General features: G+C 61.0%; 21 protein-coding genes. 4 read left to right on the forward strand and 17 right to left on the reverse strand.

Annotation, left to right across the window (positions count from 1 at the left end; genetic code table 11):
- Positions 1-1,332 (forward strand): dihydroorotase, encoded by a 1,332-nt coding sequence (locus ACVVH8_RS29900; protein WP_475227812.1) that lies wholly within the window; start codon positions 1-3, stop codon positions 1,330-1,332.
- Positions 1,333-1,412: 80 nt separating this feature from the next.
- Here ACVVH8_RS29900 and ACVVH8_RS29905 read toward each other — a convergent pair whose 3' ends face one another.
- Positions 1,413-1,931, reverse strand: a complete 519-nt coding sequence (locus ACVVH8_RS29905; RefSeq protein WP_315444953.1) for a DUF3617 domain-containing protein — start codon at positions 1,929-1,931, stop codon at positions 1,413-1,415.
- Between the two features lie 132 nt (positions 1,932-2,063).
- Here ACVVH8_RS29905 and cls point away from each other — a divergent pair, with 132 nt between their 5' ends.
- Positions 2,064-3,503, forward strand: coding sequence for a cardiolipin synthase (gene cls / locus ACVVH8_RS29910; protein ID WP_103302786.1), 1,440 nt, complete (start codon positions 2,064-2,066; stop codon positions 3,501-3,503).
- A gap of 37 nt (positions 3,504-3,540) precedes the next feature.
- Here cls and cfaB read toward each other — a convergent pair whose 3' ends face one another.
- The 8 genes from cfaB to hflK (ACVVH8_RS29950) form a co-directional block, all read right to left on the reverse strand.
- Entirely contained in the window at positions 3,541-4,728 is a 1,188-nt protein-coding gene (gene cfaB, locus ACVVH8_RS29915; RefSeq protein ID WP_213027043.1) for a C17 cyclopropane fatty acid synthase CfaB, read from the reverse strand.
- An 84-nt stretch (positions 4,729-4,812) separates the two neighbouring features.
- Complete coding sequence (locus ACVVH8_RS29920) at positions 4,813-5,601, reverse strand: HvfC/BufC family peptide modification chaperone (RefSeq protein WP_475227815.1); 789 nt, start codon at positions 5,599-5,601, stop codon at positions 4,813-4,815.
- Positions 5,592-6,437, reverse strand: coding sequence for an MNIO family bufferin maturase (gene bufB / locus ACVVH8_RS29925; RefSeq protein ID WP_475227819.1), 846 nt, complete (start codon positions 6,435-6,437; stop codon positions 5,592-5,594). The genes ACVVH8_RS29920 and bufB overlap by 10 nt, the downstream gene beginning before the upstream one ends.
- A 65-nt stretch (positions 6,438-6,502) precedes the next feature.
- Entirely contained in the window at positions 6,503-6,754 is a 252-nt protein-coding gene (gene bufA2, locus ACVVH8_RS29930) for a BufA2 family periplasmic bufferin-type metallophore (RefSeq protein ID WP_103302797.1), read from the reverse strand.
- 110 nt (positions 6,755-6,864) lie between these two features.
- Positions 6,865-8,772: a cation-translocating P-type ATPase gene (locus ACVVH8_RS29935; RefSeq protein ID WP_475227821.1), complete on the reverse strand. Its 1,908-nt coding sequence runs from the start codon at positions 8,770-8,772 to the stop codon at positions 6,865-6,867.
- Complete coding sequence (gene hflK, locus ACVVH8_RS29940; RefSeq protein ID WP_475227825.1) at positions 8,769-9,830, reverse strand: protease modulator HflK; 1,062 nt, start codon at positions 9,828-9,830, stop codon at positions 8,769-8,771. The genes ACVVH8_RS29935 and hflK (ACVVH8_RS29940) overlap by 4 nt, the downstream gene beginning before the upstream one ends.
- Positions 9,827-10,864 carry a protease modulator HflC gene (gene hflC / locus ACVVH8_RS29945; protein ID WP_475227828.1) on the reverse strand — a complete coding sequence of 346 codons (1,038 nt, stop codon included), beginning with the start codon at positions 10,862-10,864 and terminating at the stop codon, positions 9,827-9,829. The genes hflK (ACVVH8_RS29940) and hflC overlap by 4 nt, the downstream gene beginning before the upstream one ends.
- Positions 10,861-12,819: a protease modulator HflK gene (hflK, locus tag ACVVH8_RS29950; RefSeq protein ID WP_475231250.1), complete on the reverse strand. Its 1,959-nt coding sequence runs from the start codon at positions 12,817-12,819 to the stop codon at positions 10,861-10,863. The genes hflC and hflK (ACVVH8_RS29950) overlap by 4 nt, the downstream gene beginning before the upstream one ends.
- A gap of 211 nt (positions 12,820-13,030) precedes the next feature.
- Here hflK (ACVVH8_RS29950) and lpdA point away from each other — a divergent pair, with 211 nt between their 5' ends.
- Positions 13,031-14,431, forward strand: coding sequence for a dihydrolipoyl dehydrogenase (gene lpdA / locus ACVVH8_RS29955; RefSeq protein WP_401298957.1), 1,401 nt, complete (start codon positions 13,031-13,033; stop codon positions 14,429-14,431).
- A gap of 74 nt (positions 14,432-14,505) precedes the next feature.
- Here the strand turns inward: lpdA and ACVVH8_RS29960 are convergent, their stop codons facing one another.
- A complete protein-coding gene (locus ACVVH8_RS29960) occupies positions 14,506-14,979 on the reverse strand; it encodes an Lrp/AsnC family transcriptional regulator (RefSeq protein WP_103302808.1) in 474 nt (157 codons plus the stop codon).
- A 144-nt stretch (positions 14,980-15,123) separates the two neighbouring features.
- Here ACVVH8_RS29960 and ACVVH8_RS29965 point away from each other — a divergent pair, with 144 nt between their 5' ends.
- Complete coding sequence (locus tag ACVVH8_RS29965) at positions 15,124-15,753, forward strand: LysE family translocator (protein ID WP_213027051.1); 630 nt, start codon at positions 15,124-15,126, stop codon at positions 15,751-15,753.
- Here the strand turns inward: ACVVH8_RS29965 and ACVVH8_RS29970 are convergent.
- The 7 genes from ACVVH8_RS29970 to ACVVH8_RS30000 form a co-directional block, all read right to left on the reverse strand.
- On the reverse strand, positions 15,750-17,882 hold the full coding sequence (locus ACVVH8_RS29970) for a hypothetical protein (RefSeq protein ID WP_475227830.1): 2,133 nt from the start codon (positions 17,880-17,882) through the stop codon (positions 15,750-15,752). The genes ACVVH8_RS29965 and ACVVH8_RS29970 overlap by 4 nt on opposite strands.
- Positions 17,869-19,056: a DUF3142 domain-containing protein gene (locus ACVVH8_RS29975; RefSeq protein ID WP_475227833.1), complete on the reverse strand. Its 1,188-nt coding sequence runs from the start codon at positions 19,054-19,056 to the stop codon at positions 17,869-17,871. The genes ACVVH8_RS29970 and ACVVH8_RS29975 overlap by 14 nt, the downstream gene beginning before the upstream one ends.
- Before the next feature lie 76 nt (positions 19,057-19,132).
- The gene (locus ACVVH8_RS29980; RefSeq protein ID WP_475227835.1) at positions 19,133-19,960 is read right to left on the reverse strand and encodes a class I SAM-dependent methyltransferase; all 828 of its coding nucleotides are present in this window, start codon (positions 19,958-19,960) and stop codon (positions 19,133-19,135) included.
- Positions 19,954-21,108, reverse strand: coding sequence for an acyltransferase family protein (locus ACVVH8_RS29985; protein ID WP_475227837.1), 1,155 nt, complete (start codon positions 21,106-21,108; stop codon positions 19,954-19,956). Before ACVVH8_RS29985 ends, ACVVH8_RS29980 begins: the two co-directional genes overlap by 7 nt.
- Entirely contained in the window at positions 21,105-21,992 is an 888-nt protein-coding gene (locus ACVVH8_RS29990) for a class I SAM-dependent methyltransferase (RefSeq protein ID WP_213027056.1), read from the reverse strand. Before ACVVH8_RS29990 ends, ACVVH8_RS29985 begins: the two co-directional genes overlap by 4 nt.
- Complete coding sequence (locus tag ACVVH8_RS29995; RefSeq protein ID WP_475227840.1) at positions 21,989-23,293, reverse strand: glycosyltransferase; 1,305 nt, start codon at positions 23,291-23,293, stop codon at positions 21,989-21,991. Before ACVVH8_RS29995 ends, ACVVH8_RS29990 begins: the two co-directional genes overlap by 4 nt.
- Positions 23,287-24,915 carry a glycosyltransferase gene (locus ACVVH8_RS30000; protein WP_475227842.1) on the reverse strand — a complete coding sequence of 543 codons (1,629 nt, stop codon included), beginning with the start codon at positions 24,913-24,915 and terminating at the stop codon, positions 23,287-23,289. The genes ACVVH8_RS29995 and ACVVH8_RS30000 overlap by 7 nt, the downstream gene beginning before the upstream one ends.
- Positions 24,916-24,970: the final 55 nt, after the last annotated feature.

The raw sequence follows: 24,970 nt of genomic DNA on the forward strand, positions 1-24,970 counted from the left end.
ATGAGCAGTGTGCTGATCCGCAACGCACGGCTGGTCAACGAGGGACGGGAGTTCGACAGCGATCTATTGGTCAGCAACGGTCGCATCGTCAAGATTGCCCGCAGTATCGAAGGCGAAAACGCGAGCGTGGAAATCGATGCCAGCGGCCAATGGCTGCTGCCGGGCATGATCGATGACCAGGTGCATTTCCGCGAACCCGGCGCGCCGGCCAAGGGCAGCATTCATACCGAATCGCGCGCGGCAGTCGCGGGGGGTATCACCAGTTTCATGGACATGCCCAATACCCATCCGGCGACTCTCACCCTTGAAGCACTGGCCGACAAGAAGCGTCGGGCAGCGATCAATTCGGTGGCCAATTACGGCTTTCACTTCGGAGTCAGCCAGAACAACCTCGACACCGTGGCCGCGCTCAATCCTTGCGAGGTGGCCGGGGTCAAAGTGTTCATGGGCGCCTCGACCGGCAACATGCTGGTCGATGATCCGCAAATTCTTGAACGGCTGTTTGCTGAAGTACCAACGATCCTGCTGGCTCACTGCGAACACACGCCGAGCATCGACACCAATGCGGCCAGACTGCGTGAACGGTTCGGCGATCGTTTGCCGCCAGAGGCGCATTCGCTGATTCGCAATGCTGAAACCTGTTATCGCTCCTCCTCGCTGGCCGTGGACCTGGCCAAACGTCACGGCACTCGCCTGCACGTTTTGCACCTGAGCACCGCTCGCGAACTCGAACTGTTCGAGGACAAACCGCTGGCGCAAAAACGCATCACCGCAGAAGTCTGCCTGCACCATTTGTTGTTCGATGATCGCGACTATCCAAACCTCGGCAACCTGATCAAATGCAATCCGGCGATCAAGAGCCAAGCCGACCGCGATGCATTGCGACAGGCATTACTGAGCAGTCGACTGGATGTGATCGGCAGTGATCACGCGCCGCATACCTGGGCCGAAAAGCAGCGACCCTACGCCGAGGCGCCGTCGGGTTTGCCATTGGTGCAGCATGCGCTGCCGGCGTTACTGGAACTGGTGGCGGATGGCGTGGTGCCGCTGACTACGCTGGTGGCGAAGACCAGTCACCGCGTGGCGGACCTGTTTGCCATTCCGGATCGTGGTTATCTGCGCGAGGGCTATTGGGCAGATCTGGTATTGGTTCAACCGCAGATGTCGGAGGTGTGTCGACAACCGATACTGTCGCAATGCGGATGGACACCGTTTGCGGGTCGAAGCTTTCGGCATCGGGTGAGCACAACGCTGGTGTCGGGGCAGATCGCCTGGCGCGAGGGTCGCGTGAATGATGGGTGTCGGGGATTGCCGCTGCGGTTCATGCGTTGATTTTACTGACGCCTTCGCGAGCAAGCCCGCTCCCACAGGTTCAGCGTGATCCTGTGGGAGCGGGCTTGCTCGCGAAGCTTTTAAGCTCTTGGTTTGACGGCGCCGCAATCCTGACCCAACCACACCGCGCGGGTTTCCAGACTGCCCTTCTGATTGATGCCGATCGCGTTGAACGTACCGTTGGCGACCGTGGTGAACTCCCGATCACTGAGGAACGTCGCTACACCCGTACCCTGCGCTTTCGGGCAGCTGAAACGAAACTTCCATTGGTTGCCGCTGCGCTCGGTGATCTGCTGCTTGCAACCCGATTGCGGATCGGCCAGCGGAATATCGTTGGTCGCCACTTGCTCAGGTGTCAGGCAAGCGCGGATCCCCTTGCCGCCGATATTGATACCGTTCTTCTCCAGCGCCGCCCGCTGCTGCGGGGTCATCTGGCCCTGAAGCTGGCCAAGGATCGATTGCACATCCATCGGCTGATCATCGACCTTCACATTGCTTGAGGTCATTTCCCACAGACCCGGCTGCAGCATTTGCGCCTGCGCAATCACCGGCAATGCCAAACCCAGGCCCAGCGCCAAACCCAGCAGACGAACGTTCATCGAATAACTCCTGATCAGTAGTGGCCGTTAGACGTCGGCCGATTGCTTCGGTTCATGCACCAATTAAATAGCGACATTCGCCACAGAACATGGTCTGTTAAGGCATTGAATCTTGAGGAGCAAGGCTGCCCCATGGATTATTTCGGACCGCACATTTTCGGTTATTTGATCGCCCTGATACACACCCTTGGTTTGATCGCTGCGATTCACGCGGTGCTGACCGTGCGCACGGCTCAAGGCTCGATCGCCTGGGCATTGTCGCTGATCTTCATTCCTTACCTGACGCTTATTCCGTATCTGGTGTTCGGCCGCAGCACCTTCGATGGTTACATCAAGGCGCGCCGCCAGGCCAACGAACATATGCGTCAGGCCATCTCCGAACTGAACTGGCGTCCCTGGGTGGAAGAAGCCCTGACCGCTCGCGCCTCGAAAGCCTACGCATCGCTGCGTGCGATGCCGAAACTGGGGCGCATGCCATGTCTGGCCAACAACGAAGTCCAATTACTGGTAAACGGCACCGCGACGTTCGAGGCAATCTTCCACGCTATCGACCAAGCGAAGGAAGCCGTGCTGATCCAGTTTTTCATCATCCACGATGATCGACTCGGCCAACGTCTGCGCGACCTGCTGTTGAAGAAAGCCGCCGAAGGCGTGGCGATTCATTTGCTCTACGACCGCATTGGCAGTCACGCCCTGCCCCACAGTTATGTGCAGGCGTTACGCGATGGCGGCGTCGAGGTCAAAGCGTTCGCCACGCGCAGTGGCTGGCTCAACCGCTTTCAGGTCAACTTCCGTAATCACCGCAAGATTGTCGTGGTCGATGGCGTGGTCGGTTTTGTCGGCGGGCACAACGTCGGCGATGAATACATGGGCGAGAAGCCTCCACTGGCACCTTGGCGCGACACCCACGTAAAAGTGCGCGGCCCGGTAGTGGCGTGCATGCAGGAATCGTTTGCCGAAGACTGGTTCTGGGCCGCCCGTGCATTGCCACCGTTGATCCTGCCGGATGAATACCCGGATGACGGCGTGCTCTGCCAATTGCTCGCCAGTGGCCCGGCGGATGCCTACGAAACCTGTTCGCTGTTCTTCGTCGAAGCCATCCACGCGGCGACGGAACGGGTGTGGATCACCAGCCCGTACTTCATTCCCGATGAAGCCGTGTTCGCCGCTTTACGCCTGGCGGTGTTGCGCGGGGTCGATGTACGTTTGCTGCTGCCGTCGCGGCCCGATCACCGCATTGTTTATGCCGCCTCCAGCCTTTACGCCTTTGAAGCGGTTCGCGCCGGCGTGCGGGTGTTCCGCTACGAACCCGGTTTCCTGCATCAGAAAGTGGTGTTGATCGACAGCGAGATCAGCGCCATTGGCAGCGCCAATCTGGACAACCGTTCGTTCCGGTTGAATTTCGAGGTGATGCTGCTGACCGTCGACAGCGCCTTCGCCGCCAGTGTGGAACACATGCTGATCAAGGATTTCGAGCAATCCTACGAGATCGCCAAAGAAGAAAGCCGGGAGATCCACCGCCTGCAACAGGTCGGCATGCGGATCGCCCGGCTGATTTCACCGATTCTTTGAAACGCCTCTCTACCGAAAGGAAAGAGGTGACCAAGGGTCAAGGGTGATAGATGTCGTCGCGAGTCCATGGCAATTCATGGCTGCCATCGGCATGCGCCTTCACCGCAAGGATCTGGTGCAGATTGATCCAGCCACGTGCGAACGCATAGGCGCAACCGGCCAGGTACAGACGCCAGATCCGTAGCGCCTGATCGGGCACCAGTTTCCCCGCCGCTTCCAGGTTATCTTCCAGCCGCTCGCTCCAATGATCCAGCGTACGCGCGTAGTGCAGACGCAGACTTTCGACGTCGACGATCTCCAGCCCTGCTTCACTGATCTCGGCCGAGATCATCGCCAGATGCGGCAGCTCACCGTTGGGGAATACGTATTTCTCGATGAAGTCCCCGGCACCACGCCCCACCGGGCGGCCATCGGTGTGTTTGGCGGTGATGCCGTGATTCATCACCAGACCGCCCTCCTTTACCGCGCCAAACAGGGTTTTGCAGTACTCGGCGAGGTTCGCGTGACCGACGTGTTCGAACATGCCGACGCTGACCACCTTATCGAATCGACCGTCCTGCGGCAGATCGCGGTAGTCGAGCAACTGCAGTTCGACCTGATCTTCCAGGCCTTCAGCTTTGACCCGCTCGCGCGCCAGTTCCAGTTGTTCCTTGCTCAGGGTGATGCCGAACACCTTGGCGCCGAATTCCCGTGCGGCGTAACGCGCCAGTCCGCCCCAGCCGCAGCCGACATCCAGCAAATAGTCGCCGGGCTGTAAACGCAGCTTGCGACACAAATGGCGGAACTTGGCCTGCTGCGCCTGTTCGAGCGATTCACTGCCGGTCTCGAAATAGGCACAGGAATACGCCATGTCGCTGTCCAGCCAGAGCTGGTAGAACGCGTTGGACAAGTCGTAGTGATAGGAAATGGCTTTGGCGTCGGTTTCCTTGTCGTGGACCGAACGCACAGGTTGAGTGTCGTCATCTTCACCCAGCAAGGCATTACTCAGTTCGTCGCAAACCCGGATGACCTCACTGATCGAGCCCTCCAGTTCGAGCTTGCCTTCAACGAACGCCGCCCCTAATGCGTCCAGGCTCGGATGGGTGAACTGGCTGACCATCTGCGGGTCCTTGACCACGATGGTGACACTGGGCGTCGGGCCCAGATTGAACTCATGGCCGTCCCAGAGCCGCAGGCGAAGCGGAAGCTGCAGATTCTGTAAGGCCGGTGGAAGTTGCGCGAGCATGGAAAATCCCCCTTGTTTCAGACGTCAGATCTGAGGGTAGACCATCCTTGAAAAATAGCAGGCTATCGATTTGATCAGCCGAAACTATCGTTGCAGACGCTCCAGCAAACCATCCTGCACCCACTGCTTCAACCAGGTAACCGCTTGCAGTGGCGCGTCCTTACCATAAGTGACTGTTGAATTTGTGCACAGTTCGGCAAAACTCCAGCCTTCATTGAGCAAGCCATTCAGCGCCGCCGCTTCAGCCGACTCAAGACTGCGGTAGTTGCAGATCAGCTCGTGGCGCCAGATCAGGCAGATGTTGGGCGTGTCCAGCGCCGCACTGGCCGGAAAATCAGTGCCGTCCTTGACCGAGCGCCACAGCGCAAGACTATTGAAGCGGCAATCAAGCCACTGCAAAGAAGGTATCGGTTTGAACCGCAGTTCTGGCCATTCTTCCGGGGCCAGCGCCGCCATGCTTTCGATCGTCAATGGATCACCCGCCGGCGCATCAAAGGCCAGGGTGAATGCCCACTCCAGTGCGGCCATTTCGGCCAATGGCGCACTCTGCTCGGGCACCAGATACTTGCGGATAAAACCCTCAAAACCCTTGCCCAGCCAACGCAGGCTGTAGTGCGCCGACGGGGATTGGCGAATGTAGGCCGTGGCGAGCAGATCAAACTCCTCGTCGCCCAGCCACTGCCAGATCGCTTCGAAGTCGTTACGCAGCACCTCCAGCAAACGTGCCTTGTAGGCGTTGTGATAGATCGCCAGGCCAGTAGCGATATCCAGCGTCGGGCCGCCGATCAGGCTCTCGTCCAGGGTCAGATTGGCCGTCGCTGTCTCATCGAGCAGAAATGCTTCGAACGCCAATTGCCATTCTTTCAGGCGCATTGCTGCCTCCCGGCCAAGACCTTGGTGCCCAGCTCACGAGCCTTTTGCAATTCATCAAGGAGTTCTTCGAAGGGCGGGAAATGGTCGTCCCGTTCCAGCAGCGTCGCCACCGGACCGAAGTGCTCCAGCGTGCGCTGGTATAACGCCCAGACCGGATCGCTCACCGGATGGTCATGGGTGTCGATCACGTAATCGCCGTAATCGCTGTGCCCGGCCAGATGCAGTTGGCGGACTTTGTCGACAGGCAGGCTTTGAATGAAGGTCCACGGATCGAAGCCGTGGTTGCGCGAACTGACGTAGACGTTGTTCACATCCAGCAGCAACTCGCAGCCGCTGACACGGCTCAACAGGGCGAGAAACTCCCATTCGGTGAAATCGTCCGAGGCTGCACGGACGTAACTGGAGACATTCTCCAGGACCAAGGGCCGCTGCAAAATATCCTGAACCTGCATCACCCGCCCGGCGATGTATTCCAGGCTCTCTTCGGTGTAGGGCAACGGCAGCAGATCATGCAATTGATGGGCGTTACCGCGGCTCCAGCACAAGTGATCCGAGATCCACGCTGGCCTGACCCGTTCGGCCAGTTGCTTGAGCTGTTGCAGATAGTCGACGTCAAGGGCATGCGGACCGCCAATGGACAGCGACACACCATGCATCACCAACGGATAACGCTCGGCGATGGCATCGAGGTGATACAGGGCCTTGCCGCCCTGCACCATGAAATTCTCCGAGACCACTTCGAACCAGTCCACGTCGGGCGACTGTTCGAGGATCTGCTGGTAGTAAGCGCTGCGCAATCCCAGGCCGTAGCCGAGAAAAGGTACAGAGGCGGGCATGAGCAAACTCCTGATAAAAAGTGGCCGCAGTGGCGTGAGCCACTGCGGCGGCACTTGCCGGTCAGTTACTCGCCGACCTTGCCACCTGCTTTTTCGCAAGCCGCTTGAGTCATGGCTTTGAAGCCCTGACCCTTGCAGGAGCCCATGCCTTTGCACGCGTGGTCTTTGGTTTTGCAATCGTTCTGGCCTTTGCAGGCATTCACGCCGTAGCAGTGAACGTTGGCATCGGCGGCCATCGCGTTGGTTGCGACACCGGCAAACAGGGTAGCGGCGGCCAAAGCGAGGGCGGCACCGGCAGCAGCGGTCTTGATCGTCATTTTTATATCCTCGGTCATCGTCAGGGGTTGTCGGCTGGAAGGTTGTTCAGTCCCGACATGGCACTAGAGAGAGCAGCCCCGACGGCGTTACAGAGGAGCGAAAAATAATTTCAGGATTCTTCCTTGAGCTTGAGCAACGGCTCCTGAAAGCGCAGTAATCGTCCGGCATTACCCAGCACCAACAGCGTGCTGAGGTTGTGCAGCAACGCCGCAATCATCGCCCCGGCAGCCCCCAGCCAGCCGAACGCGGCGAACACCACAATGGCCAGCGTCCAGCCCAGGCCGATGATCACATTGACCTGCAATGTCCTGCGGCACTGACGACTGAGTCGTACGCAGGTGCCGAGCCGGCGCAGATCGCTGCCGATCAACACGATGTCCGCCGACGCCAGAGCAATATCCGCACCGCCCGCCCCCATCGCCACGCCCACCACACCCGCCTTGAGCGCGAGCGAGTCGTTGATGCCGTCGCCGACCACCATCGGCCGGAAGCCGTTGTCGATTTCCTTGAGCACGCGATTGAGTTTGTCCTCGGGCAAGGCTTGGGCTTCGACTTCGTGCAACCCGACCTCTCTGGCCAGAGACTGCGCCACACTGTGTCGATCGCCCGTGAGCAGCAGTTGTCGTCCGAGGCCCAGTTCACGCAATTCACCGAGGGCAAATCTTGCTTCCGGTTTGACGCTGTCAGCCAGTAACAACCACGCGAGAAATTCCCCGTTGAGCGACAGCCCGGCGATGGGGCCGTCGTGATCGGGAACCGTGGTCGTGGTGATACCGAGTTGCGCAAACAACTCGGGGCGGCCGAGGGCCGCTTCGCCCTGTCCGGTGAAGGCGACGACGCCGAGCCCCTGCCGCTCATGGATATCGCTGAGGGACAAATAGTCTTCCTGCCGCACCAATCCGGCCAGTGCGCGGCTGACCGGGTGACTGCTTGCCGCGCCGAGACTGGCCGCCAACGCCATCACCGAGGACGAATCCGCGCGAGGACTGTTGATCGACTGCAAACGCAAAGTGCCAAAAGTCAGGGTCCCGGTCTTGTCGACCACCAGCGAGGTGAGGTCGGCCAATTCTTCGAGGAAGGCCGAACTGCGGATCAGAATCCCGTGGCGCGCCGCTACCGCGACACCGGCAATCGCCGTGGCCGGAGCGGAAAGCACCAAGGCGCACGGGCACGCCGCCACCAATACCGCGAGCATCGCTTGCGCATCGTGGGTCACAAACCAGGTCACGGCTGCCAGCAGCAAAACCAGCACCATGTAACTGCCGGCATAGCGTTCGAGCAGGCGAGTGATGGGCGGTTTTGAGCGCTCGGCGTTTTGCATCAGCGCGATGACTTTGCCGAGGGTTGACTCATCGCCGGTGCGGGTCACTTCGATATGCAGCAGTCCGTCCAGATTGATCGCACCGCCAAACACCGACATGCCGATGCCTGCCTCCACCGGCACCGCCTCGCCAGTAATCGAAGCAGTATCGAGACTGGCCTGGCCAGACAGAACGCGTCCGTCCGCCGGTACACGATCACCGGCACGTACCTCGACCGTGTCGCCGGGTTTGAGGGTGCCATTGTCGACTTCGATGATTGAGCCATCGGCCTGCAGTTTGCGCGCGTGACTGCGGGTCAATTGGCCGAGGGCGTGAATCGCTTCCTGTGAACCAATGACGCTGCGCTCCTCCAGCACATGACCGAAGATCATGATGATCGGCAGCAGCGCGGCGGTCAGCAGATCACCCGTCGCCCACGCCCCGAGCATCGCCAGGGCAATCAGTTGATCGGTAATGCCATGCAGGCTCGGATAACGCAGGCTGTACCACGCCGAACGCATCACCGGCACGGCAACTAATAAAGAAGCAAAACCGAGCAGCAACTGGCTGACACCAGATTGTTCCGGCATCGCCCAGCGCCAGATCAAACCGAGGCCGAGCAGCCCGAGTGCGAGCATCGCCAACGTCAGTTGCCGGGCTGCGCGCCGTTGTTCGGCTGAGGACAACAGGCTCGGTGCAGCGGTAGTCGCGTTCATTGACTGGCTCCCTGAATGATCAGGCGGGAATCGTCTTGCGGATCGACCGTGGTCACCGATCCAGCCTGGCCGAGGATTTTCGGCATGCGCTCGCGGTACAGGCGCAGGAGCATTTGCGGGTCGGTGCCTTGTTGTCGGGCCTTGGCCAGGCTCAGCACCGTGGCGGTGTCAGCTGACGCTTTGGCCAAGCGTTCACCGGCCTGAGCGTGGGCGACTTGCAGCGTGCGGTCGGCCTGCTCGTTGGCGGACTGGGTGAGTTTCTCGGCGTCAGTGCGGGCATTGGCCACAGCTTTGTCGGCCTGCTGACTGGCGGTGAGGACGGCGTTGAATGCACTGACAGCGGGATCGGGCAGACTCGATTGCACATCGACCCGCGCCACTTCGATGCCGATGCCCTGCCCGTTCGCCTTCAGTTCAGCCAAGCGTTTATTGATGCCTTGCACCAGATCACCGCGCAAGCGTTCACGGCGTTCGGCTGCTTGATTGTCGGCGCCAATGAGTTCTGGTCGAGCGACCAGAATGGTGTCCAGATCCCGCGCGGCGGTCAGGACCACAGCGCTGCGGGTGACCAGACGATCGAGCGCCGGCAGCACATGATCGCCCTGCAGGACGAAGTCATAGGGATCGGTGACTTTGTAAAACACCCGCACATCCAGTTGCACCACACCGGCATCACCGGTCAATAAATAACCAGAACCGGCCAGTGCATCGCTGATCGGTGTCGCGAACGAGGCGACTCGGTCGGCCTTCAACGCCTCATCGCTGCGCAACAGATTCTCCACTCGCCGCTCAATCACCCGGTCCGCCGCTGGCAGCAGAACCACCTGTTCGAATGGCTGCGGCCACGCCAACAGCAAACCGGCATTCTGGATGCGATCAAGCGCGCCAAAGTGCAAGACCACGGCACGATTCTGCGGATCGATCTGCCGCACATTGGAAAACGCCCACGCCAATGCGGCCAATACGGTAACCGCGTACAAGGCGAAAAACGCCAAGCGACCGGCTTGAATCCACGGACTGTTCAGCGCATGTGTTCCACGTGGAACTTCTTCACTCATGGCTGCGTTCCGCTTTTGCTTTCGAGATTCGGCGGGCCATCGACCAGCACACGGAACGGTGCGGCATCGGTGCGTAATATCAGTTTGGTGTCTGGAGTAACGATGGTGCCGAGGGTATCCAGCGAACGCAGCAAGTTGTACAGCTGCGGCGAACCGGCATAGGCGCGCCCGTAGATCTGCGCCGCTTCGACACGGGATTGCGCTTCGATATCGGCAGCTTTCACTGTCGCGTCAGCCTGAACGATTCGCGCATCACGCTCGGCGGCAGAACGGATTTGTGCCGCTTCGCGCTTGCCGATAGCGGTGCGTTCGGTGGCGATTGTTTCACGCTCGGCACGCATCCGATCGACTGTCGCGGTGAGTGTCACCGAGGGCAACGTCAGTCGTTCGATACCAACCTGGACCACGCGTACACCATATGTGGCGAGTAATTGTTGATCGATCTGCTGGCGCAACTGCGCCTCGAAGTCGGCGATGCGTACCTGACTGGCATCGGTGTTCACCAGATTCGCCAGATCAAAACTGCTCGCGGTGGTTTCCAGGGCCGAGCCGACAAACGTGCGGATCTGCCGCGCGGCCTCGTCCGGTTGATTCTGTACCGCGCGCATGAAGCGTTGCACATTGTCCGGATCGCCTTGGACCTGCCACGCTACGTAGGCCTGAACGATGATGCGCAAACCGTCGCGGGTGCCGACATCCTGCAACCCACTGGAGGTGGTGCGCAGACGCAAATCGACTGGAATCGCTGCTTCGAACGGTGCCGGCCAGCGCCAGCTCAAACCCGGGTCGAGCAAAACCCGCGATGGGTTACCGAAACGCGTGATGACCGTGGCTTCGCCGGAGCGCACTTGCACCAGACTCGCCGCCGCGATGGCGAAAGCCACCAGCAACGCCGCCCAGCCCATGCGTCGCCACGGCAATGGCCCCGCCTCTTCCGGCGCGCCGTGATGATGCCCGTGATGATGGTGATGTCCGCCGTGGCTGTGATCGTGGCCGCCGTGGTCGTGATGATCGTGTTGATGCGACTGGCTCAATGGGCGACTCCTGGTTGAGCGGTGGTACGCGCGGGCGTCGGGTCAGCCGGCAGCGTGAACGAGCGCAGGTCGATGGTCGGGGCGTTGCTGCCGCCCAGTCGATGGTCGAGTACCAGCAATTTGGCCTTGCTCAGGCCTTGGCTGAGTTGACTGAGGTATTGCTCCAGCACAAACGCCTGGCCGGCACTGGCGTAGGCTTTTTGTTCGGCGCTGAATTTCAAATCAGCGGCCTGCGCGGCGGCGCTGATTTCGCGGGCGCTGGCGCTGGCCTGATCGCGGGCAAGGCTGGCCTGCAACTGCGCCTGATTACTCGCTTCGGCCGCTGCACCGAGTTCGCGGGCGATCAATGCCTGCGCACCGATCTGCGCTGCTTGCACGCTGTGGTAAGCGTTGGCTGCACCGGCCGGCGGATGAATCGCCTCGACGACCGTGGCGAGAATTTCCACGCCGCTGTCGAGTTTTTGCAGATCGCTTTGCACCGCGCGGCCGATGTCTTCTGCCAGCCCTGCCCGGTCCGCTCCAAGCAATCCGTCGAGGGTGCGCGAGGCGAAATCGTGGACCAGAATCCGGCTGGCGGTGCTGCGGATCAGCGTCGGCACATCGGCGCTGTTGTAGGTTGCCGCCAGCGCCGCTTGATCGCTCAGACCGATGCGATAGACAAAGCGAACGTCCATGTTGACGATCTGAAAGCTCTGCTGCTCGCCACGGCTGCTGGCGATGACCTGGGATTTGTCGTTTACATGGCTGGCGTCCCACAAACGGTTGGCTGTGTACGGAGCAGGTCCTTCGGCCGGTTCGGATTGAACAACTGCCGGCGTTTCGCCAACACTGGTCGCCAACTCATGCACCACACCGTTTTCGACGCTCAATACCCGTCCCAATGGCCACGGTAAACCCGCGTGCAAGCCGGGGCCGAACACCTGCACCGGTTTGCCGAAGCGCTCGTAGATACCACGTCCTTGCAGGGGAATTTCGTGGAGGCCGGTCAATGCCCAGCCCACCACCGCGACCAATGCCAACACCGGCAGAAACGCCTTGCGCATGTAGCTGAACGCCCAGATCTGGCGCAGATCGATGCCAAACCGGTTATGCAATTCGTGCTGCAACGCGAGCAAGGGTTGCGGCGGCCAACGCAGCAGATCGGCGACAAAACTGCGCGCCAGCAAGGTCGGTTCAAGCTGATCACGTCGAGGGCTGAACAGTGACAGAACGGCACGCAATAACCACTCGATCGCGACCAATCCCGGCAAGATTCCCAACAGCACCGCTAAGCGAACAGGCCACAACGCCTGGTCACTGGCGAACAGTAAACACAACGCTCCCAGCACCAGACTGATAATTGCCACGCGGGTCAGTTGGGCCAATGAACCGGCTTCGGGCCATTGCGCGGGGTTTTCCTGAGCCAGTTGCCGCTCCAGCACCAGCAGCCCGAACGCCAACAGCAAGGCGAGTGCCGCGCCCACCGTGGCGGACACACCTACTGCAGCGGCCGGTAAGGCGAGGTTCCACACCTGCTCGATACTGAGCACCACCAACAGCGCCCAACCACCCAGCCACAACGTCGCCGCGCCGATCAGGCCGAGCAGATGGAGGCTGCGTCGACTCAGACGATCAAGCAGCCGCTCGTACCAGCCATCCGGTGCGGGCGACTCCTCAGCCGCAAGCGGTAGCGACGCCGGCGGACTCATCACCCGGTCACGCCACTGCGTCACCCACCCGGCCGATTGCAGACCGGCGACCAACACCAGCAACGCCGCCCCCTGATTGACCAGCAGCGGCAGCCATAACGATTGCGGGGCGAACAATCCGACAAAAAACGCCAGCCCCCACCCTGCCCCGGCCAGACTGCCAAGGCCAATCGCCAGACGGCGTAATCGCCGGCCCTGTGTCGCGGCCTGCTGAAAGCGCGGCAGTCCGGTCACTTGCGTGCCCTCAACCTCCAGATCGACTTGCATATCACCCCAAAGCCATCGGCTCACTGCTCTTATCGTTACGATATAACGAAAGTCGTGAAATATTCGTACACAATTGCGCTTATCTAAAGACGCGCAACCTGTCGCTTGCCTGAAGCCTTGACCGAAATGTCTATACGCGCACATATTACGCTCGTAATTTTTATCACCGACTACTTTTAGCGATCCGCATCCCTCAACCAGGAGTAAGCGCATGAGCAACTATGACGTAGTGATTCTGGGCGGCGGCCCCGGTGGCTATAACGCGGCGATCCGCGCCGGCCAGTTGGGCCTCAAGGCTGCTTGCGTGGAGGGTCGCGCGACCCTTGGCGGCACCTGCCTGAACGTCGGTTGCATGCCGTCCAAAGCCTTGTTGCATGCCTCGGAGTTGTACGACGCGGCCATGGGCGCGGAATTCGCCAACCTCGGCATCGAAGTCAAACCGACGCTGAACCTCGCGCAAATGATGAAGCAGAAAGACGAGAGCGTGGCCGGCCTGACCAAAGGCATCGAGTTTCTGTTTCGCAAGAACAAGGTCGACTGGATCAAGGGCTGGGGACATATCGACGGGCCGGGCAAAGTCACGGTCACGGGTGATCAGGGCAGCAAGATCGAGCTGACCGCCAAGGACATCATCATCGCCACCGGCTCCGAGCCCACGCCCCTGCCGGGTGTCGAGATCGACAACAAGCGCATCCTGGATTCCACCGGTGCATTGTCCCTGAGCGAAGTGCCCAAACATCTGGTGGTGATCGGTGCCGGCGTGATCGGCCTCGAACTCGGCTCGGTGTGGCGCAGGCTTGGTGCGCAAGTCACGGTGGTCGAGTATCTCGATCGCATCTGTCCGGGTGTCGATGGCGAGGCCGGCAAAACCTTGCAGCGTGCGCTGAGCAAACAAGGCATCGCCTTCAAACTGAGTTCGAAAGTCACCAGCGCCACCACCTCGGCCAACGGTGTGCAGCTCAGCGTCGAACCGGCGGCGGGCGGCAGCGCCGAACTGCTGGAAGCTGATTATGTGCTGGTGGCCATCGGTCGCCGCCCGTATACCCAAGGCCTGGGCCTGGAAAACGTCGGTCTGAGTACCGACAAGCGCGGCATGCTCGCCAACAAACAGCACCGCACCGAAGCCCCCGGCGTCTGGGTGATTGGTGACGTGACCTCCGGGCCGATGCTCGCCCATAAGGCTGAAGATGAAGCGATGGCCTGCGTCGAGCAGATTCACGGCAAGGCGGGAGAGGTCAATTACGACCTGATCCCCAACGTGATCTACACCAAACCGGAGCTGGCCAGCGTCGGCAAGACCGAAGAGCAGCTCAAGGCTGAAGGTCGCACCTACAAGGTCGGCAAGTTTCCGTTCACCGCCAACAGCCGGGCGAAGATCAACCACGAGACCGAAGGTTTTGCCAAAGTCATCGCCGACGAGCGCACAGACGAAGTGCTCGGCGTGCACCTGGTCGGCCCGAGCGTAAGTGAAATGATCGGGGAGTTTTGTGTGGCGATGGAGTTCAGCGCTTCGGCTGAGGACATTGCTTTGACCTGCCATCCGCACCCGACACGGTCCGAGGCGCTGCGCCAGGCAGCAATGAATGTCGAGGGGATGGCGACGCAGATGTAAAGATCAAAAGATCGCAGCCTTCGGCAACTCCTACAGGAGTACGCATTGCCTGCCGAAGGCTGCGATCTCTGCTTTCAGGCAGGAAGATGCCCCAGCGGCAAGGCTCCCGGAGTCTTCACCGTGTGAATCGCAAAGTTGCTGCGGATGTCACTCACCCCCGGCAGCTTCAACAGGCAACCACTGAGAAAACGGTCATAAGCGCGCAGATCCGGCACGACAACCTGCAGCAGAAAGTCCGACTCTCCGGACACCAGAAACGCCGAAATCACTTCCGGCAACGCGGTGACCGCCCGGTAAAAGGCTTCCGCCTGTTCATCGTTATGCCGCTCGACTTTCACCCCGACAAACACCGTCAGCCCCAACCCCACTTCATCGCGATCCAGATTGGCCTGATAGCCGCGAATCACCCCGGCTTCTTCCAGCATCCGCACCCGGCGCAGGCAGGGCGAGGCAGACAGGCCGATTTCGTCCGCCAGCTCGACGTTGCTCAGGCGTCCGTCCCGTTGCAGCGCGGCGAGAATCTTGCGATCAAAAGCGTCGAGTTTCATCTTTGGCAGATCCTGATGGTGTACGCATGAAAAGAACGCAGGTTATGCCAAATCTGCAACCTTTTGAAGCTGACTACGCAAGCACCTGCCCCGCCCTTCAGCCCTAGACTGACGTCACCGAATCGACAACGAAAGGGGTATGACGTGGCGAGTCTCTGGCTGTTTTTCCTGGCATTGGCCGTGGTGTTTCTGTTGCCCGGACCGGACATGATCCTGCTGCTGCAAACCGGCGCCCGTCAGGGTCGTGGGGCAGCGCTGGCCACGGCGATGGGTCTGGCGATTGCCCGCGGTTGTCACGTGGCATTGGCGGCGTTGGGGCTGGCGGCGTTGTTCAAGGCTGCGCCGTGGACGTTCGACGTGGTGCGACTGGCCGGGGCGGCGTATCTGCTGTGGATCGGCATTCAATGCCTGCGCAGCACACTGGTACCGAACCTGAACGCCGGGGACATTGCCGACACGCGCGGGCAATGGCGCGAAGCAATCCGGCGCGGCTTGCTGACCAATCTGCTCAACCCCAAGGCGCTGCTGTTCTGCTCCGTGCTGTTGCCACAATTCATCGTCGCCGATGGCGCACCGGTGCTGAGCCAATTCACCGTCCTCGGCATGCTGCTGGTTGGCGTCGGATTGCTGTTCGACAGCGCCTACGCCCTGACCGGCGCCGCGCTGGGCCGTTGGCTGCAACACAGTCCAACGGCGCAACGGGTTCAGCAATGGCTGTTCGGCAGCCTGTTGATCGGCTTTGCGGTGCGCCTGACGTTCATCCAGCAGGCTTAGTTTTTGCGCACCTTGCGACGACGGCCGAACACCAGCAACGCGGCAACGCCAAACAGCACAACGGCACCGATCACTGGCCATTTGTAAGGCCGCAGCGCCGTGCGTACGGCATCGGTCACTTGGGTGACGTAACGTTTGTCAGCGTTGGCAAAGTCCGGCTCCTCGCACTGACGGCCGAAATTCTCCGCCCACTGCACGTACGGCCCTTCCTTCACGTAACGCTGATACAGCGCTTGCTGATCTTCCACGCTGGTGTTGAACCCGGCGGCCCTGCACAACACGGCAGCAAACGCCTGACTGGTATGCGGCAGGTTGTCGGCCGCACGATTGGCCAACTCGGACGCGACGAAACGGTAGTGGAAACGATGCTTGGTCAGCGCTTCGCTGGCCTGCTGGCGTTGCACTTCGTCTTCATTGACCAGCGGCCCGACTTGCAACGCCGGGCTGCCGAGAGAATAGAAACCGCCAAACGACACATAATCCGGCGCCATCTCGTAACCCAGAATCGAGAAGCCGTTTTCACGCGCGGCCACCGCAGCATTGAACAGCGCCGTGGCGCGTTTCGTCGGCCACCATGCATTGTCTGCCGCCAGACGCTGTTCGCCGTAGTACCTGGCCTCATCTTTCATACTGCTGCTGTCGAAATAGTCGAGCGCCTCGGCGTAATGCCCTTCACGCAACAAACGCCGGGCCAGCAGATAACGCAGATTTTCGGCTGTATGCAGTTGCTCGGCATCTCCTTGCCCATCGTCAATCGGCACTGCCGGGGCCGGGACGTTTTCATCGACATACTGCTTGAGCTCTTCGACCGTCAGCACGCGCTCGGCCACCGTCGCGGCGTCAAACCAATAGATGCTGTTGCTGCGATACAACTGCACGAAAGCTTGCAGGTATTCGCCCCGTTGCAAGGCCAGAATCGCGCTTTCGCCCTCGACCCGGCATTTCGGCTGGACGGTTTCAAACGCCCAGTCCGCCGTGCGCTGATAGCCCCAGCTTTCGCTCTGCGGGAACGCTTGTGCGGCTTTGGCGTAAGCAGCAGCAGCGGCATTTTTATCGCCATCGCGTACCGCCAGCTTCGCCCGCAACCACCAGGCCAGTCCGCCGTCACCGGCGTTTTCGAGGAAGGCCTTGGCGTTGGCGTAGTCACCCTGTTGGTAATTCATTGCCGCCAGCCGATCGGCGTTTTCGAGGCTGCCGCGGGTGCTGCTCTGCAGCAGTTTGATGAGTTTTTTCTCGTTCGGCGGCTGCTCGCCATACGACCAGTCGAGACGGCTGACCAACGATGCTGTGACCAACTGCTGCACCGCTTTGCGTTGCAGCAACTTCGCCAGATCAGCCTCGGGCAACTCGGCCAGTTCGTTCACCAATTGTTTCAGCGAGGTGTAACCCACGGCCGAGCCATGCAGATTTTGCGCTTCATACAGTTCGATGGCGCCGCTCCAGTCGCCGGCGCTACGCAAGACCCGCGCCTCCTCGCCGAGACTGGCAACGCCCAGTTCCAGCGGATCGCTGAAGCCGTCGATGCTCATCTGGCGGGCTTGGCGGAACGCCTCGCGCGATTGCTCCAGCGCAGTGACGGCGTCGTCCGCTTCACTGCTCATGGCCAACCAGGTACGGCCAAGCGAGTAGGCCGCCCAGGTGCTGCGCAACGGACGCTGCTCGGCAGGCAACGCCAGCAGTTTGTCGAAATACTCGACCGCCAGCTGATGCTCGCCGGTCGCAAACGCTACCGCGCCCGCCACGTACAGACGGATTTCCGCTGGCAGACTGGCGCCCTGCTCTTCGGCTTGACGGGCATCGGTCAGACCACGCAGTTGCATGACCAGCGCGGCCTGCTCGTTGTCGAGACCAAGCTGTTCGACTTGTTCGCGGGCCTTGGCCGGCGCCTCTTCATCGCCGTACATTTCATCGGGATTGTGCGTCGCCGCGGTGACATTCTTCAGCCCGGCGATGGTCTTGCCGAGACGACTTATTTCGAATTTGAAGCTGCCCGCCGGCAGATCGGCCAGGGTCTGCCCGCGATCATCGAGCAGCCGGTTGGGGAAATCCGGGCCGCAGGCCACAGCCGAACCCAGCGGCAGGCTGAGGCTCAGGCAGAGCAGATGGCGGGGCCAGTTACGGGTCAACATGCGAACCTCCTTGATCAATATGTGCGCAACGTGCCCAACCGATGGCGCGCTGCCCGTCCGCCGGCAAGCGGCCGTCGCGAAGGCGGGTGAAGGTAAGCAGATCCGGGCTTTGTTGCAACGAATAACCGGTGAGCGCATCGGCCCCTTCACAACCTTGGGCCTTAATGGTGATCTGCGCGGGCCATGGGCTGTCGAGGTTGCCGGGATTGTTCAGCGTGATGTCGTAGAGACCACCCTGCTCGCTAAAGCTCAGGCCGAGCTGGCTGTGCAACGCATCGCCCCGCGCTACAGCGCGCAACGTGGTCAGACTCCAGGCGCGCCGGTCATTGGCCAGCGGCAGCCGAAACCAGATCAACCCGGCCAGATGCGCAGGCGGATCTTCGCGTAATGCTTTACCGAGTTGGCTCAGTTGCAACGGGTCAGCGAGCAATTCGCGGCGCTGACCGCCGCGCTCAAGCGGTACTTCACTTTCTACCAGCGGTGCGCCGTCGCCATCCGCCAACAGCGCCACACCATAGGCCGGTAGCGCCAGGTAAAAGGGTTTAGATGTGATCTTCCCCCAGGCGTTTGCCCATCGCCGTGCCTGTTCGGGATCGAACAGACCGCGTCGCGGGTCACTGACGGCATGCACTTGCAGCACGCTGCTATCGACCGCGGCCAGCAGGGTCGGCAGCTGCGCACTGTCGAGCCACGCCGGCAACGCGGTGATGCTCAGCGGCAATGACACCGGCAACGCCGAACGCAGATGGCTGAGGAATTTTGCATAGTCCGGCAAGCGGGCGTTGCCGGCATCGTGGTCGATTTCCACACCCTGCACCGTGAGGCCTTGCGCCTGCCAGTCCTGGATCACCTGAAGGATTTGCGCCGTGACCTGTTGCTGGTCCAGCGCCTTGAGTTGGCCGTCAAGACGAATCACTGCGATCAGCGGACGGCCATCGCTTTTCAACAACGCTGCATCGATTCGCGCCCGGCTCCAGTCCGCCCCCGGAAAAGCCTGCAACGCCAACACGCGCAAGGTGGAAAAATCATTTCGGCTATCGCGCAACGCCGCCGCATGGGCGGGCGTCCACTGACGTTGCCAGACATAAAGTTGCTGGTCGAGTGGCGGTGCGTCCCGTTGTTCACACCCCGCCAGCAACATCACCGTAATCAGTATCGAATAACCCAACCGCATGAAATCGCTAATCCCTGCCGACACAAAAATGCAGGGTACACAAAACCGCCGCGAGCAGGCTCCCGGCGGTAAAACTTCAGGGCTTGCGGGCAATGATGATCTGACATCTTGGCACCACCGCATCGAGTGCCTGTTTGATCTGCAACCCGCGCGGAGTTTCCAGCAGGGCCTGCCAGGTAGCCGCCCAGTGGTTGAGCAACGGATGATCGGGGTTGCTCAGGTCAACCTTCGCTTCCCAGAACAGCAACATCCACATGGCCCAATAGAAACCGTGCTGGCTGTGGCTGATGACTTCCAGCCCCGCCTCACTGACCATCGTCTTGAACTGCTCTTCGCCGATGATCCGCACGTGGTTGGGCTTCTCGAAGTACACCGGCGCGGCGATGCCCTTTTGCAGGTGCTCGGAGCTGGGGTGCGGCACGCTCAGCAGATACAGCGCGCCCGGTTGGCCGACACGCACCAGTTCGGCGAGAAACTGCGCCGGATCGTCAACGTGCTCGATGACTTCAGTGGACACCACGCGGGTCGCGGTGCCATCGGCGATCGGCAAGGGGTTGCAGTCGGTGACGTGGCATTCGATGTCGCGCGCCGGGGTATCGCTCAGACGCTGGCGGGTGGCTTCAACCTTGGCGCCGTCGATGTCGGCGATGATGATCTTCGCCCCGCGCATGCCGCAGAAATGCACGTTGCCGCCGTCGCCGCAGCCGACGTCGAGCAGCGTGTCTTCGGCGCCCACGGGAAAGCCTGTGAACAACTCCCCGGTCTTCTGGTTGAACCAGCCGCTGAGCTCCGAATCGTGGAGGCCGAGCAGGAATGGATCGACCCTGGGCGCCGGTGGGATGACGGCTGGCGCAACGGCGGGAGCAGGCGCCGCCACTGTGCGTTTCTTCAAAAAGCTCAGCATGAGGTGGCTCCGGAGGATGGGACAGCGGATCGGGACGTACCGAGGCGCGCCACCAGGGCAGCTCCGCGGTTGCGCATGGGCATTTCAACGAAGCGGTAATTGAGTTCGCTGAGCAGCGCGATCAGGCCCAGGGCAAGCAGCGACGTCAGAATCGGATGCCCGGCAGGACTTGGCAGGCCGGCTGCCTGCAAGCGAAAGATCAATTCACGCACCAGTAGATAGGCCGGAACATGGATCAGGTAGATGCCATAGGAACGGCTGCCGATCCAGGCCATCAGTTGCTGCAATCGGCCGGTCGGCAGCAAGTAATCACGGTTGTACGACGCGATCCACACCAGCAGCGCGCTGAGCACGGTGAGCGATCCGATGCGATAGCTGGCAAACGTAAAGCGGTCGGTGGCCATGAAACACAGGAGCAATCCGATGCCCAGCAACACCGCTGTGCCGACCCCGGGCAAGCGCAGAAAGGTCGGCTCCCAGCGTCGATAGGAAGGTTGCGCGCTCCACATTGCCAACAGCACACCAACCGCCAGCGCATCGGTGCGCACAAACATCAGCAACGGCGAGCGCACGGTGAGAATCTGCACCGCGATCAGCGCCAGCAACGCCCAGACCAGGTGTTTGCGCAACAGCACAATCAGCAGCGGGAACAGCAGATAGAACTGCTCCTCCAGCGACAGGCTCCAGTACACAAAACTGCTGCCGTATTCGTAGTGGAAGAAGCTGTCGGCCAAACGGAAGTTGGCGTACTGCAGCACACCTGCCAGCGTCGCCTGCAGGTTGGCGTACAGCGAACCGAACGCCCCCGAGCGATTGAGAAAGACACACGCCAGCAGCATCAGCGCCAGCCACAACCAGGCCGCCGGCAATAACCGGAAGGCGCGGCGCAACCAGAAATTGCGCGTCTGTTGCCAATACTCCTGACGCGTGTTGCAACGGCGCAGTGCCGGGATCAGGCCGCGAGCGATGACAAACCCGGAAATCGCGAAGAACAGATCGACGCCCCACCACGATTGCGCCCACACCTGAATTTTCACCAGCAGCGGCACGGTATCGGTAAACAGACTCCCCTGCACGTGATGGAACAGCACGCCCAGCACAGCGATAGCGCGCAAGACTTCGATGTCCATGATGCGCTTGTCGCTCATGGTGCGCCTCCGCCATCCAGTGGCTTGCGCGCGATGATCACCTGACTTTTGGGCATGAACCGGTCCAGCGTCTGTTTGATCAGCAGCCCGTCAGGCTGATCGAGCAGGCTCTGCCAGGCCCTGGCCCAGTGCTCCATCATCGGCGTGAACGGCTCATGGATACGGTCACGCACGGCCCCCGTGAGTTCGCGGCCGGCCGCCCGTTCGCCGGCCCAGAAGAAGATCATGCCCATCACCCAGAAAAAACCGCTGGCCTGACGGTGCTCGATCACCAGACCGGCGTCCTCCACCAGCGCGGCGAAACGCTCCGGAGTAAAAATCTGCACATGATTGGGCGATTGGTAATAACTGGCCGGCGCGATGCCTTTTTGCAGGTGCTCACCAACCGGGGCCGGCACGCTGAGCAGATACTGCGCGCCAGGACGGCCCATGCGTACCAGTTCGGCCATGAACGCTTCAGGCTGGTCGACATGCTCGAGCACTTCCATGCACACCACTTTACTGGCGCAACCGTCCGCCAGCGGCAGCGGCAGGCTGTTACTGACCAGCCCCAGATTCAACTGGCGGCTTTGCGCGTCGACCTGCCGCGCCAGTTCGCGGACCTTGTCGTGTTCACTGTCGGTGAAGATCACTGACGCGCCCTGGCGCACGGCGAACAGTGTCGCTACGCCGTCACCGCAACCGACGTCGAGCAACGTATCGTCAGCGGTGATGGCAAAGCCCTTGAGCAACTCGCCGCTGTCACCGAGAAACCAGCCGTCGAGGACCGCGTCGCGCAACCCGACATACAGTGGCGACGCGGCATCGGGTGCGGCAGGGGCCGGCTCCACGACGGGGACCGCTGCAGGCGCCGGACGCAATCGTGCGAGCAGGCGCCGGATCATGCGACGGCGACTGGCGCTGATGAAGAGCCGGCCGCTTGCAACAACGGCTCGAGGAACGCCTGTAAACGCTGCTCGGCGCTGGCCTGACTGCAGAAGCGCTCAAGGCTGCGCACCGCTTCGGCCGACATCGCCGCATAACGCTGTTGATCAGTCTTCGCCACGTCGTAGCTGGCCCGATACGCCGCGCACAGCGAGTCCCAATTGGTCATGTAGCGCATCGTGCGATAGGCCGCTCGCGGGTCGTGGGGCCAGGCCGTCAGTTCTTCGGTGAAATCGACGATAAACGCGTTGTCGGCGTTCACGTAGTCAGCCATCGCGGTGTTCAACGGCGCAATCGCCGGTTTGCCGCAGGACATGAATTCCATCAGCGGCAGGCACTGGCCTTCACCGAAGGAACTGTTGACCACGTAGCTGGTGGCCTGCACCAGGCGTTCGTAATCGACGTCGGCCAGATAACCGTGGATCAGCACGATCCGGCATTGGTAAGACTGGTTCTTGTAGAGGTGGTGCAGCATGTCGGTCAACGCCTCGGCGATGTCGTGGTGCGTGAGTTTCAGCACCAGGGTCGCATCGGCGGTATCACGGAACGTGGTGCAAAACGCGCTGAGCATGTCCTGCCAGTTCTTGCGCCCGTCGTAGGGGTTGAACACCGAGCAATAGACCACGCCGTCAAGCTGCAGCGAGCAATCCTGCGCCGGCCCGGCGAAGGACAGCGGCGTGCCCTCGCATCGCCCGGGTGGCCCATAGGGGCGTAAATCCACCGTGCGACTGTCGATCAGCAACCCGCGCAGCGTCAGGGTGATCGGCTCGATGACCGGGCGTCGATCCAGATGTTCACCGCGCGCGGCGAAGCGATCCCACACGGGCGCAGGAATCGCGCAGATCGGGTAATCCGCGCCCATCGCATTGCGTACGGTGTCGACCGTGAAGCTCGAATGGGTGATCGCCCGGCCGCATGCCTCCAGCACCACCCGCCAATCATGGCGAGGTTCGCCCTGCCAGCTTTCGGTGGGGATGGTGCTGAACTCCCAGGCAAACACCGGGATGGTCGGGCAGGCGTAATGAATCGGCGTGCGATGCGGCGGCGAGAACGACAGAAAAACGCAGTCCTCGCCACGGCTCAGGCAGTCAAAATACAGGCGATCAACCAGTTCGTCCGGGTTGCTGACCTCGATCACCTGACCGATTCGTTCCAGCACCGGGCGGAATTCCTTGAGGACGAAGTAGTAGCTGTACTCGGGGCGGCCGAGGTTCTGCTGGATGTTGCTCTTGTTGGTTTCCGAATGAATGATGATCAGCATGCGGCAGTCCCCGCCTCGGCCATCAGCGGCGTGTTTTCGCTGTTCGCCTTCAGGTCGAAAAACGCCATCACACGCTGCTGCACCGGGGTAAACCCGCAGTAATCGCGCATGCGTTGATTGGCGGCAGCGGCCATGGCCAGATAGGCCTGCGGGTGGTTTTTGGCCATGGCATAGCTGTCCTCATAAGCGGCTCTCAATGAGCTCCAGTCCGGGCGATGGCGCACGGTGCGATAGAGGATCCGCACGTCTTCCGGCCAGATCGTCGGCTCGTGACTGGACTTGACGATGAACCCGACCTTTTCGTCGATGTAGTCGCGCATCGCCGTGTGATTCGGGGCGATCACCGGTTTGCCGCACGACATGAACTCCATCAGCGGCAAACACAAACCTTCGCAGCGGGACGCGTTGACGTAGAAACTCGCGGCACCGTACAACCGGGCGAACTCCTCGTCCTGCAAATAGCCGTGCATGACCACGACCCGACAGGCAAACGGCGAGAGTTGCGACAGCAAGGTGATCAAGTGAACGTAATAGCTCGCCAGGTCGTTCTGGGTGATTTTCAGCACCAGCGTGGCGTCTTCGTTGTCACGCATGGCCCAACAAAAAGCGGTGATCAGGTGATGCCAGTTCTTGCGACCGTCTTCAGGGTTGAACACGCTCACGTAGACCACGCCACTGACATCGATGGCCACCTGCTCGCTGGTGTCGGGCAGTACCGCTTGCGGATGTTCTGCGGGGTCCAGCGCTTCGCTGACCGTGGTGGCCACCGGCAGTGGCTGCGGTGCTGGCGTACGCAATTTCGCCAACCGCTGACGGAGGGAGTCCGGCACCAGATCGCCAACGGCTTCGCGATACCACAACAGCAGATTGTGCTTGAGCAAGAACAGCGGCGGGTGTTCGCCAGGGCTGGTCAGCGCCCGACAGGCTTCGCGCAGGTAATGCTTGGTGATGAATGCACGCCGACGCCAGGTCAGGGGCGGTGCCGCTTCGGGCTCGGGTTCCGGCTCAGGTTCAGCCAGGCCGCGAAGTTCCAGTTCCTGCTCACTGTGTATCGGCGCGATCAAGCCATCGGCGGACAGGCCCATCGCGCGACTGTCGATGATGCAGCCCTTGATCTGCAACGTCGTACCCGGGTTTACCGGGGCTCCTGGATAGTCTTGTCGGACCTGCGCAAAGCGCTCCCACAACGGTGTGGGTAGCACGAGTACAGGAAAATCTTCACCCAGGGTTTTACGGATCGCCTGCGCCGTGTGGGTGGACAGGGTAATTACCCGGCCATGACGCGCTAGGGTCTGGCTCCAGTCCTGACGGGGATCGTCGTCGCAGCACTCGGACGGGATCGAGTCATATTCCCAGGCAATCACGCAGACCATCGGGCATTGCAGATCGGTCGGGGCTTTATGCGGTGGCGAAAACGAAAGGAACAGACATTCCTCACCGGCCTGACTCAGCTGTTGATACAGCGGATCGACGTCGGCGACGGACGCCACCACATGCACGCGACCAAGGCTTTCCAGCACCGGGCGATAGGCCTTGAGCACGAAGTAGTAACTGTATTCAGGACGACCGAGACTCTGGCTGATGGAACGGTCGTTGACGTCCGAGTAAAGAATGAAATTCATGGCATCCCACGATGAAGCAGCCATTCCGGCAACCTCATGCTATGACGGCCCGGCG

The sequence above is a fragment of the Pseudomonas trutticola BRTCR10 genome (assembly GCF_056155105.1).

Coding starts and splice junctions, on each gene's coding strand:
- ACVVH8_RS29920 (WP_475227815.1), bottom strand. CDS start 5,601: ATGCGCCTGAAAGAATGGCAATTGGCGTTCGAAGCATTTCTGCTCGAT.
- ACVVH8_RS29980 (WP_475227835.1), bottom strand. CDS start 19,960: ATGCTGAGCTTTTTGAAGAAACGCACAGTGGCGGCGCCTGCTCCCGCC.
- ACVVH8_RS29985 (WP_475227837.1), bottom strand. CDS start 21,108: ATGAGCGACAAGCGCATCATGGACATCGAAGTCTTGCGCGCTATCGCT.
- bufA2 (WP_103302797.1), bottom strand. CDS start 6,754: ATGACGATCAAGACCGCTGCTGCCGGTGCCGCCCTCGCTTTGGCCGCC.
- lpdA (WP_401298957.1), top strand. CDS start 13,031: ATGAGCAACTATGACGTAGTGATTCTGGGCGGCGGCCCCGGTGGCTAT.
- ACVVH8_RS29960 (WP_103302808.1), bottom strand. CDS start 14,979: ATGAAACTCGACGCTTTTGATCGCAAGATTCTCGCCGCGCTGCAACGG.
- ACVVH8_RS29935 (WP_475227821.1), bottom strand. CDS start 8,772: ATGAACGCGACTACCGCTGCACCGAGCCTGTTGTCCTCAGCCGAACAA.
- hflK (WP_475227825.1), bottom strand. CDS start 9,830: ATGAGTGAAGAAGTTCCACGTGGAACACATGCGCTGAACAGTCCGTGG.
- ACVVH8_RS30000 (WP_475227842.1), bottom strand. CDS start 24,915: ATGAATTTCATTCTTTACTCGGACGTCAACGACCGTTCCATCAGCCAG.
- ACVVH8_RS29990 (WP_213027056.1), bottom strand. CDS start 21,992: ATGATCCGGCGCCTGCTCGCACGATTGCGTCCGGCGCCTGCAGCGGTC.
- bufB (WP_475227819.1), bottom strand. CDS start 6,437: ATGCCCGCCTCTGTACCTTTTCTCGGCTACGGCCTGGGATTGCGCAGC.
- cfaB (WP_213027043.1), bottom strand. CDS start 4,728: ATGCTCGCGCAACTTCCACCGGCCTTACAGAATCTGCAGCTTCCGCTT.
- ACVVH8_RS29995 (WP_475227840.1), bottom strand. CDS start 23,293: ATGCTGATCATCATTCATTCGGAAACCAACAAGAGCAACATCCAGCAG.
- hflK (WP_475231250.1), bottom strand. CDS start 12,819: ATGCAAGTCGATCTGGAGGTTGAGGGCACGCAAGTGACCGGACTGCCG.
- ACVVH8_RS29900 (WP_475227812.1), top strand. CDS start 1: ATGAGCAGTGTGCTGATCCGCAACGCACGGCTGGTCAACGAGGGACGG.
- ACVVH8_RS29975 (WP_475227833.1), bottom strand. CDS start 19,056: ATGCGGTTGGGTTATTCGATACTGATTACGGTGATGTTGCTGGCGGGG.
- cls (WP_103302786.1), top strand. CDS start 2,064: ATGGATTATTTCGGACCGCACATTTTCGGTTATTTGATCGCCCTGATA.
- ACVVH8_RS29970 (WP_475227830.1), bottom strand. CDS start 17,882: ATGTTGACCCGTAACTGGCCCCGCCATCTGCTCTGCCTGAGCCTCAGC.
- ACVVH8_RS29905 (WP_315444953.1), bottom strand. CDS start 1,931: ATGAACGTTCGTCTGCTGGGTTTGGCGCTGGGCCTGGGTTTGGCATTG.